Here is a 13,021-nt window from a genome sequence, read left to right as displayed (position 1 = left end):
GGTAACAACCTTAGCATTTGCAGCCAAATTCTCACATTTATTATCGCCTTTAACAGTTACATAGTAAGTGGTGGTTGCATTAAGCGCAGGTGTAGTAAAGCTGGCACCTACATGGGCCACTGTAGTTAAAGCTGCATTGCTGTACCAKGTAAATACTGGGTTAATTACTGTTGTTGTTGAAGCAGACAGTGCCGCTGTAGATCCTTTACAGATTGATGCAATTCCGTTAATGGCAATGTCTGAATCAGTAGCCGCAGGATTAACCGTAATGGTAATCGATTTTGCAGTAGCTGATGTATTCTCACATTTATTATCGCCTTTAACCGTTACATAATATGTAGTGGTTGCATTAAGTGCAGGAGTAATAAAGTTAGCTCCTGTAAACGCTACAGTAGTTAAAGCCGCATCACTGTACCAGGTAAATACCGGATTGGTTACGGTTGTACTTGTTGCATTTAAAGTAACTGAAGAGCTTCCGCAAATGGTACTTGTTCCAGCTAAGTTAATATCTGCAGCCGTAGCAACAGGATTTACCGTTACCGTAACCTCTTTTGCATTACCTGCTGTGTTTGCACATTTATTTGTTCCGCTAACGGTAACATAGTATTTGGTAGTTACGGTAATGGCTGGTGTATTAAATACTGCACCTACAAAAGCAACCTGTGTTAAAGCAGCATCAGTGTACCAAGTAAATACCGGACTGGTTACTGTTGTACTGGCTGCAGTAAGCACCGCTGTACCAGAAGCACATAATGATGTTGTTCCGGTTACTGTTAAATCGGCAGCAACTGCTGATGGATTAACAGTGATAGACACCTTAGTACGTGTTGAGTTTGAACAACCTGCTCCACTTACGGCTTCCACGTAGTAATCATGTAATCCTACTGCAAGCGATGCAGGCGTGGTAAAGCTACTGTTGTTGGTTACAAGCATGTTTCCGCCTGTAGCAGCATCGTACCAGTTATAAGTAATACCTGCAACAGCCTGTACACTTAAGGTAGCAGGTGAGCCAATACAGGTTGTAGCCGGGTTGGTAGTTGATGGGATCGGTGTTACTGCCGGAGGTAAAATAGTTACAGTTACTTTGGTTCCTACAGTCTCACAACCGTTAGCCGTAGCTGTTACCAAATAAATGTAAGTTCCAGCAGTTAAAGTTGGATCTGTTGTGAAAGTTGCTCCATCTTTTCCTGCCTGATAAGCTGTGCCTAAGTACCACTTGTACACTACACCTGCTTGAGGGTTCTGAACACCTAAGGTTGCAGATGATCCTTGACAAGCGCTTGCTGTAGCTGTGGTAACTGTTGGCGTAGTGATTACCCTTTGAGCATAATCTAAATTAACAGATGTTAATGCCCCTAAAAGGCCTGAACTTAATCTTAACTCTGTTCCATCAAATTTACTGGTTGGTACGAAAGTTAATATGGCTGATGTTCCGCCGGTTAATAGTTTTAAGCTGATTAATGGGTTAGATATAGAAACCGCATCGTTATTGCTGGTTGTACCTTGGAAAGTGGTTACCGTTAAGTTGTTTAACACCCCTACCGAAAGTAATGCACCCGGAGTGGTAATTTTCACTCTTAACGTATCGCCTACGTTTGATAATCCTGTAAAGCCAACATGGTGATAAACAGATGCGCCAAGTAATCCCACTGGGATAACCAAACTAGATCCTGTATTGATATCATTATCAACCGCAAAAGTAGGGTTGAAAACTCCAGCCAATAATGCCACTCCTGTTACACCACTTGCAACTGTTGTTGTAGCTGCTCCACAAGGTGTGGTTACAGGTGTACCGTTAGGAATTACAGTAACGGTTACAGTTGCCCTGCTTGTTGCAGTACAGCCGCCAGGAATAGTAGCTTCTACATAATATGTAGTGGTTGCACTTAATTGCGGTGTTACATAAGTTTCGCCAGTAAATACTGGAACTACACCATTTGCAGTAGTGTACCAGTTAATAGTTGCACCTGCTGTACTCGAAGTTGCTTTTAATACGGCAACCGAACCTTCGCTGATGGTAATTGATGGTGGCGTAATTACCGGAACATCAATGGTTCCTAATATAATTTTGCCCTCTGTTCTGGTTGATGAAGCACCACAGCCATTAACTGCTGCTACAAAATAACTCGTATTTGCAGTAATTAAAGGTGTTGTAAAGTTATCGCCTGTAAATACTAAGTTTCCACCTGTTGCAGCATCGTACCAGTTATAGGTTGTGCCTGCAATTGGGTTTTTAACCTGGAAAGTAACTGATGTATTCGGACAGGTATTTACAGATGCTGAAAGTAGATCTGGTGTTACCGGTGCAGGGTTTGTAGTTACATTAACTACTGTTTTATAGCTTACACAACCAGTTGCAGAAACTGCTGCAACGTAGAATTTAGTATCGCCTGTTAAAACTGGGGTAGTAAATATGATACCGTCTTTACCGGTTAAGTATGTACCTGTAGCATCGTACCATCTGTAGGTTAAACTTGCTGATGGGTTGCTTACTTCAAGCTGTGCAGTTTGGCCAACACAAGCAGTAACATTCGCTGATGTTACGGTAGGCGCAACCAAAACGCGTTGTGCGTAATTTAAATTGATTGATGTTAAAGCACCTAATAAACCTGAGTTTAATCTAACCTCTACTCCGTCGAAAACATTCGTTGGGACAAAAGTGATTAAGGCCTGGGTATTACCGCTTAACAACTGAACATTGATTAAGTTATCATTTAACAATCTAGAATCACCATTGCTATTGGTTCCAACATAAGTAGTAACGGAAGCGTTTCCTAATAACGAAAGTGATAATAGTTTTCCTGGAGATGATACTAAAACGCGTACCGTATCACCCACTTTAGATAATGATCCAAAACCAACTCTTTGATAAACTGAAGCACCAAGCGCTCCTACTGGCATTACCAATGAAGATGCGGTTTGAGTATCGTTATCAATAGCCAATGCCGGGTTAAATACACCGGATAATAAAGCTACGCCGTTAACACCGTTAACTTGTGTTGTTGCCGCCTCGCAAGGAACTGGATTTGGAGATCCATTACCATCAACTGTAATGGTAACCTGAACGCGGCTTGCTGATGTACAACCATTTGTAGAAACCGATTCCACGTAATAAGTTGTAGTGGCTAATAGCGGTGGTGTAACATAAGTTGCGCCTACATAAACTGGTGTGGTTGAAGTGTTTGAAGTGTACCAGTTGAAAGTATTGGTTGCATCTGCCGAACTAGCTGTTAAAATTGCAGTCTGACCTGCGCTAACTGTTGATGAACTTGCAGTTACGACTGGTAAAGCCGGACGAGGATTTACTGATACTGCTGCTGCAGCTCGGTTAGTGCTTGTACAGTTTCCTTGAGATGCTTCTACATAATAAGTAGTTGCCGCTGTTAATGCCGGTGTTGGGAATACCGCGCCAGTGAATACTAAGTTTCCACCTGCCGCGGCATCGTACCATTTATAAGTTACAGCAGCATCCGGATTGGCAACCGATAAAGTTGCTGATGATCCTTCACACACATTAGCTATTGTTGCCAATACTGGTGTTGGTAATGCAGGTGTAACCGTTACAGTTACCGGAACTCTTGCTGTGTTCGGACAACCACCTTTGCTTACCTGAATATAATAAGTAGTGGTAGCAGTTAAAACTGGTGTAGTAAATGTTTCGCCAGTGGCCAATTGTGTACCACCAGTTGCTGCATCGTACCAGGCCAATGTTGTACCACCGTTTGCAGTYGCAGTTAATGTTGCTGTACTTCCGGCACAAATGGTTTGTGCACCCGCTGTTACCGTTGGGTTAGGATAAATTACCGTTGCACCATAAACATCTAAACTGGTTAAAGCTGTAACTAATGCGCCGAAGCTAACCTGTACCCTATCGTAAGCACCACCTGCTAATATAGTTGCAGCGAAGCGGTTACCTGATAACAACTGGAGATTTAATAGTCCGCCGTTTAATTGTACTGTTTTTACAACTGTAGTACCATTTAATACGGTAACAGTTACATTGTTTAATAAACCAACATCAGCTAAACCGGTTGGTAATGCTAAGTCTAAACGAAGACTATCTGTAGCTGTTCCAACGTTAGGGAAAATTAATTGTTGGTAACCTGAGCCACCTACACCTACTGCAAGAGATATTCTGGTAAAGTTAGAAGGATCTGCATCAGTAGAATTTCCTGCGCCAGTTATACCACACAATAAACAAATTCCGTTTATACCAGAGTTTTGTGAGTTGGCAGCGTTACATGCAGTACCACCACCGTTATTTAATACGGTAACAGTTACCGGAACGCGGGTTGCACTTTTACAACCACTGGCATTTGTAGTTTCTACATAATAAGTTGTAGTTGCCGATAATACCGGAGTAACAAATGAAGTACCTGTTCCTACCTGTGTTCCACCTGTTGCAGCATCGTACCATTGAATGGTATTGCCTGCATCAGCCGTTGCTAACAATGTAGTAGACTGGCCAGCATTAATTACCTGGTTATTCGTAGTTACGGTTGCAGCAGTTGCTGGTGGGTTAACTGAAACATTAACCGCAGTTCTCGAACTTACTGCAGTTCCAGATACCGCCTCTACATAAAAAACTGTTGGAGCGGTTACTGCTGGTGTTACAAAAACACCTGTATTATTAGTAACCAATGGTGTACTTCCGGTAGAGGCATACCAGTTATAGGTTACGCCAGCCTGCAAATTGCTTACGCTTAATGTAGCTGGGCTTCCAGAACAAACAGTTGCTGCAGCAACCACTGGCGCATTAACCGTTACGGTTAAGCTATAAGCTGTTGTTGCTTTGTTTCCGTTTGCATCTGTTGCGGTTAAAGAAATCGTAAAGGTTCCTCCTAAAGTAGGTGTTCCTGTAATTTCTCTTGTTGCAGTATTAAAACTTAATCCCGGAGGAAGGTTTGTTGCTAAATAAGTATACGGAGCTGTTCCACCTGTTACTGCTGGTAAGGTTTGTGTTGGGTAAGGTGTGCCTACAATGCCGTTTGGTAAAGTTGCACCTGGTAATGATAATACCCCTATTACTTTAAGTGCATAAGTATTGCTTGCGGTTCTGCCTTCACTATCTGTAGCAGTTACACCGATCGAATAATTTCCAGCCTGTGTAGGTGTTCCCGAAACTTCTCTTGTTGCTGGATTAAAAGTTAATCCGGCCGGAAGATTAGTTGCAACATACGTATATGGACCAACACCACCAGTTGCCGAAGGCAAGGTTTGTGTGGCATAAACTGTTCCCTCAGTTCCATCAGGCAAAGTTGCTGCTGGTAACAATAAAGGGTCAACCACTACGATTGTATAGTTATTGGTTGCTGTTTTTCCATCAGCATCGGTTACCGTTACCGGTACTGTGAAAGTTCCGGATTGTGTAGGTGTTCCTGAAATTGCTCTTGTAGCCGGATCAAAAGTTAATCCCGGAGGAAGACCAGTTGCCGCATAAGTATAAGGTGTTGATCCGCCTGTTGCAGATGGAATAGTTTGTGTTGGATAAGCTGTTCCTGTTGTTCCGTTAGCTAAAGTCGCTGCCGGTAAAACCAATGGATCAGTTACTTTAATTGTATAGTTAGCAGTAATGGTATTGCCATTAGCATCTGTTACTGTAACAGGAATGGTAAAGGTTCCAATTTGAGTTGGTGTACCTGTAATTTCTCTTGTTGCCGGATTAAAGGTTAATCCCGGAGGAACACCTGTTGCCGAATAAGTATATGGTCCGGTTCCACCTGTTGCGGCTGGAATTCCGTTTGTAGTATAGGTTGTACTTGTTACACCGTTAGGCAATGCTCCCGGAGCCAAAGCCAATGCTGGTGTTACGGTTAAAGTAAAGGTTGAAGTTGTGCTACAACCTTTAGTATCAGTTGCTACAACATCGAATGTTGGGTTACCTGCTGCTGTTGGCGTTCCACTTACCACACCACTTGGCGATAAAGTTAAACCAGCAGGCAAAGTACTACCTGCAGCTAAAGTATAAGTATAACCAGGTGTACCGCCGGTAGCAACCGGAAGTTGTTTACTGTAAGGAGATGCAATTGTTGCATTGGTTAAAGTTGTGCCTGCAAATACAATTGCTGGGTTAACGGTAATAACCACCGGAACTCTTGTTGCATTTGAACAGGTTCCTTTGCTTACCTGAACATAATAAGTAGTTGTTGCAATTAAGGCCGGAGTTGTAAAGTTTGCACCCGTGCCTACTTGGTTTCCACCTGTTGGTGCATCGAACCAGGCTAAAGTAGTACCGCCATTTGCAGTTGCACTTAATGTTGCAGTGCTACCTGAACAGATAGATTGCGCACCAGCAATAAATGTTGGGTTAGGGTAAACTACGGTTGCACCATAAATATCTAAGCTGGTTAAAGCCGAAACTAATGCGCCAAAACTTACCTGTACCCTATCGTATACGCCACCTGCTAAAACAGTTGCAGCAAAGCGGTTACCCGATAAAAGTTGAAGGTTTAATAATCCACCGTTTAATTGTACTGTTCTTACAACCGTAGTACCATTTAATATGGTAACGGTTACATTGTTTAAAAGGCCAACATCAGCTAAACCAGTTGGTAAAGCTAAATCTAAACGGATGCTATCAGTAGCAACACCTGTTGATGGGAAAATTAATTGTTGGTAGCCTGTTGCTGCAACACCTACAGCAAGAGAAATCCTGGTGAAGTTGTTGGCATCGGCATCTGTTGAGTTACCTGCGCCATTTACAGCACATAATAAACAGATACCATTAATACCTGTATTCTGACTATTTGCTGCATTACAAGCTGTTGCACCACCGCCGTTAATTACGGTTACAGTTACTGGAACGCGACTTGCACTTTTACAGCCATTGCTACTTGTGGTTTCGATGTAATAAATTTTGGTTGCAGTTAAAGCTGGGGTAGTGAACGAAGTCCCGGTTCCAACCTGTGTTCCTGCCGAAGGTGCGTCAAACCAGGCGATGGTATTTCCAGCATCAGCGGTTGCGGTTAATGTTGTGGTTTGGCCAGAGTTGATTACCTGGTTATTGGTGGTCACCGTAGCCAAAGTTGCAGGCGGGTTAACCGAAACCGAAACCGATGTTCTCGAACTGATTGCTGTTCCAGAAACGGCCTCAACATAAAACACCGTTGCCGAATTTACAACAGGTGTTACAAAAGTGCCGTTGTTACCGGTTACCAGTGGTGTACTTCCAGTAGAAGCATACCAATTATAAGTTACACCTGGCTGAAGGTTGCTAACGGTTAAAGTTGCAGTACTTCCGGTACATACAGTCGCAGAAGCGACAACCGGCGCATTTACTGTTACGGTTATTGCGTAGCTGGTAGTTGCTTTATTATTGTTAGCATCTGTAGCGGTTAAAGAAACATTATAGGTACCACCTTGTGTTGGCGTTCCGGTAATTTCTCTTGTAGTTGGGTTGAACGATAATCCCGGAGGAAGGTTTGTAGCTACATAAGTATATGGCGAAGTACCACCAGTTACCGCAGGTAACGTTTGTGGTAAGTATGAAGTACCAACAATTCCGTTCGGTAAAGTTTTTGTAGGTAAGTTTAATGTTCCAATTACTTTAATTGGATAAGTGTTGCTTGCTGTTTTACCTTGACTATCGGTAACCGTAACATTTATTGCATAATTACCTGCCTGAGTTGGTGTACCGGTAACTTCTCTTGTTGTTGGATTAAATGTTAATCCTGCAGGAAGATCAGTGGCTACATAAGTATATGGTCCAACGCCGCCTATTGCAGCCGGCAGAACTTGTGTAGCATAAGCCACACCCTCTGTTCCATCTGGTAGGGTTGCCGCTGGCAATGTCAATGGACTATTTACAGTAATGCTATAATTTGTAGTTGCCGTTTTTCCATCAGCATCAGTTACCGTAACTGGTACAGTATAAGTTCCTGGTGTTGTTGGTGTACCGGTAATGGCTCTAGTTGATGGATTAAAAGTTAAACCAGGAGGAAGACCTGTTGCCGAATACGTGTAAGGTGTTGTTCCACCAGTTGCACTTGGAATAATCTGCGTAGTATAAGCTGTACCAGTTGTGCCGTCAGCTAAGGTGGCTGTAGGTAACAACAATGGATCAGTAATTTTTACAGTATAATTTGAAGTAATGGTATTACCATTCGCATCAACAACTGTAACTGGTATCGTATATATTCCAGGTTGAGTTGGTGTTCCGGTAATTTCTCTTGTTGCTGGATTAAAAGTTAAACCTGGAGGTACACCGGTTGCAGTATAGGTATATGGCCCTGTTCCACCGGTTGCAGCTGGAATAGTCTGCGTTGGATAAACCGTTCCTGTTAAACCATCAGGCAATGCGCCTGGAGTAAGTACCAATGAAGCTGTTACTGTTAAATTATAAGTTGCAGTTGCTTTACAGCCTTTGCTGTCAGTTGCAACAACTGAAAAAGTGTAAGCATTGGCTACGGTTGGTGTTCCGGTAATTGCACCAGTTGATGATAAAGTTAAACCAGCTGGCAATGTACTTCCTGCTGCTAAAGCATAAGTATAACCTGCTGTACCGCCAGTAGCTGCATCTAATTGTTTAGCATAAGCAAAGCCTGGTGTTGCGTTAGTTAATGTTGATCCGTTAAAAATAATTTGTGGGTTTACTGTAATTACAACAGGAATCCTTGTCGATTCAGCAGTACAACCTAATCTTCTGGCAGCAACATAATAAGTTTTAGTAGCGGTTAATGGAGGTGTAGTAAAAGTACCATTAAAAGCAACGGTGCCTGCTGGTAGTCCACCTTCTATAGCCTCATACCATAGCAATTCGTTGGTATTTGGCGTAGTCGCATTTAAAGCCACTGTACTATTATAACATGCCGCAATTGCAGTGCTTGCTGGTGTTGGCCTGCCCGCAGAGCGGATCACACCATAAACATTAAGCGTTTGTGTAAGGTTTAAAGTAACTACCGAACCTAGTGTTACCTTCACCCTGTCGTATACTACATTTGCGCCTGGAGAAAAAGGAATCGATACCGGCTGTCCACTATTTAATAGACCTAATAAATCTAAATTTAACGTAGTCGGAACTGATCCGGTGTATACCTGGGTACCACCATTATATGCGGTTATCGAAATGTTCTGTAAAACTCCTGCTGTTAGCAACGCAGAGGTAGTACCAAATCTCAGGTTAATATCGTCACCTGGATTTGATGGTGTTGCAAAATAAAAATTTTGGCTAATGGATGAACCGACGCCAAGTATACCTAAACTAAGTTGAGAAAAATTATTTGGATCCGAATCAATAGCCCTTTCGCTATTGGTTACCCCCGAACTACCCAATTGCAAGGCATCAAGTGTAATACCAGTGCCTTCATACCCTGTAGTAAATGCCTGTGCACAAGGATCATTACCTGAAGTATAAAATGAATAATAAACCTTTGTACTGTTACTAGCTCCAAGCAAAAGTGCATTGGTTACATCTTTTATAAACACCCTATTGTAAGTCTGTGTAGGGGTTATTGCAATGTAAAAATAACCATTTGCATCTTTTACTAAGCGTAAATTATCTGAAGAAAATCCGTCTACACTATTACCACCCGTTGGCGGTACGGCTGTAGTTCCGTTTCTGGCGCCTACCTGGAACGAATGGTTTCCAAGAATAACTGTCCCACCTACATTAGCCAATAAAGTACCTAAACTACCGCCGAGTAATCTGTTCAGGATATCGCCGTCAAAATCTATTCTGATATAGGATGTAACTCCTGCAGCAACTGGTGCCGGATAACTTAGCTCCAGTTCTCCACTGAATGCGCCTATACCTAGTAGCGCTCCACCGTACGAATTAACTGTAGCAAAATCATTGTTGTTTAATGTTGCATTTGTTGCATTATCAACATGATCCGATTTGGTGGCAGTATTTGCAAAAATTTTAGTTTGCGCATACGATTTAGTGGAGAAGAGCGTTAATAGAATGATGATTGCAATTAAGGTATTGCTAATTATCCCTATGCGGGACGAGTAAGTATGAGTTTTCATCATGTCAGGCGTTATTTTAGAGACTTACTATGTACTAATGCTTGTTTGGTAAATGCTTTTTGGTGCATTATATAATTATGACAAATCTAAATCTAGAATAGCATCCTATCCTATCCATTGCTATTCATTTTTATGCAACCCATTTCATTCATTTTATTCATACAGGGCATTCTTAGAGAATAGATTTCTTCAATTGTGAAATTATGATGACATTAGCGCTAGTCATCCCATCTGTTAATTAATGAATGCTAACGATCTCCTTATCGAACTCAGGAAGTTTGTCCTTATAAAATCTGGTTTGAGAAATATCGACCCAGCTCATTGTAAGATTATTTCCGAGTATGTATTTCAAGAAACTAAAAACTACGTAAGTGAAACAACCATCAAACGATTTTTTGGCTTTGCGAACACCTTACATAAATTCTCTTTATTTACTTTAAATAGCTTATCACAATATATAGGTTATAACGATTGGGACTCATTTTGTAAAGACAAGGAAAACCAAACTACCTCCGTTCAAAGTATCTGGCAAGATTTAAAGCTAAAAGCACATGCTGTTACAGAGATATCGTTAATTGCAAATAAAAATAACTCGGGCATTCCTTTTAGTGCTACCGCCAACAGAAGTTTTTTTTACCCTGATTTTGATTATTTCTTAAAAAACAACTACCAGTTTACAACCATAAGTGCTCAACCTGGCCAGGGAAAATCGATACTGCTTGCACACATGATAGAGTATTTTTTCCTGTCAGAAAATGCACTCTACAAAAACGACATCGTTTTATTGGTTAACTCTACCAGTATTAATACCATTATTCAAACTGGAAATACTTTAAAAGACTGGTTTTTAAAAGAATTTAAATTTGGGAGCCTTTCCGAGTTAATCAGTTTTTTTAAAAAAAATCCCGAAAAGAGAGAAGGCCGTTTCATTATTATTGTTGATGGTATTGATGAACATTTAGCAAGAGGTAATTATTTTAAAACGTTTATCGACTTTTTATACAGTATTGAAGAAAACAACTTTGTTAAGCTCGCATTTGGTCTGCGAACGAATAGTTGGATTAATCTTCAACCCGCTATTTACGGTTCTGCATCTTTAACTAAAGCCTGGTATACGGGCTTGTTTTATGATGAGGAAACCCTAAGTAATGTACCATCGTTAAATGTTGATGAGGTACTCTACACCTTAAGCAATATAGAAAACAAAATTATCAACCGGGCAGATGTAAGCCTGCCCCTATTAACTCAGTTTAAAACACCATTCTGGTTACAGGTTTATTTTAAGCTCAAAGATGAGAACCACCATCTTGAGCTGAGTAATCCTTTATTACGTTATGAATTAATTAGTTATTTCTTAGAGAAACGCGTATTTCTGGCAAAAAAAAGCACTGAAAAAGTATTTCTCCTTAAAAAAATAAGCGATAGCATTTCAGAAGGAAATAAGAAATTAAGGGTTTCTAAAGAAAAAATCCTGAGTTATATCAATTGTTATCCCGATGCATACGAAGAACTTTTGCATGCCGGGATCATCATCGAAGAAAAAAGATTAAGTACTGCCATCCCTACAGAAATTGTCCGCTTTTTAAACGACGATATTTATACCTATTTCCTATTTATACAGATCACTGATAAGTTTGAATACAGGCCTTGTAAATCATTTTTCGAGCATATATTAAACAGTTTCCCTGGCCAAACCTCGCTGAGAGACTATATACTTAACTGGGCAATTAGGTTCTGTATTACCAGAAATGAAATTGCAGCCTTAAAAAACATTTTCAGGCTGCAATTTACCAACATTGAAAAAAACAGTGCTTTCGATTTTATCTGTTATGTGTCTAAATACGAACTTGGCAAACCCAATTCTAATTTCAATAAGTTAAGCATTGGCGTCGATTTTATCGACATTATGGCTACAGGGCGAACCATGAGCAACCTGTATAAAGAAACCATCAAAACCATTTCAGAGAATGTACTCAATGAAGACATTCAGATTATCCTGCACGTAATAGAATGCAACGTTAATCTAATTGATGTGGACAAAGTGGCTTTAGCCAATACCATGCAGCTGCTAAAGCGGAACTACAAAAGATTAAATGAATTGTTCCCAATTAATCCTTATGATTTAATTCTTTATTTCTACAATAACCTGGTTAATAAACCTAACGAGAGTAAAACCCTGGAAGATAAAATAATAAAACTTTGCCAGGAGATAGATCAGAGTAAACCACAGAAAAACGAAGAAATCACTTCTACCGAAATACTCTCTTACCGCTTGGTATTAATTACCTTATTTTCTCAAAAAAGCTATGCAGAATGCCACCGCTTTATTATGGCTATTTTGACTAAGTACCCCAATATTTTTTATGTAAGACATTCCGTTTTCTCTTCTTTTTTACTGCTTCACTTAGGTCAAACCTATATCAAGCTCAACTATTTTAAAAAAGCGCAGCGCATTATGCAATTTGTTGATAAAATCATCAGCAGCGATTACACCTATTATACCAATTTTATTTTGGCCAGCTTCAGTGTGTTTAAAGCCAACTTTTATAATGCAACACATAATTACGAACAAGCGCTTATAGAAACTAATATCGGCTTGGGTATTACGGGAAAGAATGATTTTAAGATGTTCGAGATTGCCCTGTTATTAAGTAAGATCGATACCCTAAAACATACCGAAGAATCAGAAGAAGTATCAAACGTAATTAAAGAACTGTTAAACTTTTTAACGGTACATAAAATCTCCATGCCCGATTATTCTAACCTAAGCAGTTACGAGTTCGAGCATACCTTTAAAATTTTAAAATCGTACCGCAGGCATCAAAACCTATAAAAAGCCCTGCAATTATCGCAATGCTTTTTCCAAACACATGCATCCAAAGCCTACAATCCCTTTTTTATGGAGCGCAGGGCCTGTATAAAAGATCTAGTTTCTTCCCGTTTTACGCTTTTACACTTCGCTTCCTCGTTCCTCGTTGCGGCAGGGTAACGCTTCAACAGGGGCTAAATGGCAAAAACAGTTTTTCATTTTCGCGGTTGCAGGATGCACAAACTT

Annotated in this window: 2 protein-coding genes; one reads left to right on the top strand and one right to left on the bottom strand. The window is 40.5% G+C overall.

All coding sequences use genetic code 11. From position 1 onward, the window contains the following. Window positions 1-9,969: Ig-like domain-containing protein (locus tag AC1DPQ_RS04555; RefSeq protein ID WP_477608136.1), on the bottom strand; the 9,969-nt coding region annotated here is incomplete at its 3' end. Between the two features lie 295 nt (window positions 9,970-10,264). Between AC1DPQ_RS04555 and AC1DPQ_RS04550 the strand changes: the two genes are divergently transcribed. Further along, window positions 10,265-12,799 (top strand): hypothetical protein, encoded by a 2,535-nt coding sequence (locus tag AC1DPQ_RS04550; RefSeq protein ID WP_477578588.1) that lies wholly within the window; start codon window positions 10,265-10,267, stop codon window positions 12,797-12,799. Window positions 12,800-13,021: the final 222 nt, after the last annotated feature.

This window comes from Pedobacter sp. 01T416_2, from assembly GCF_056398925.1.
Note: the sequence above shows the minus strand (reverse complement) of the source record. Positions and strands in the feature narration are given on the sequence as shown.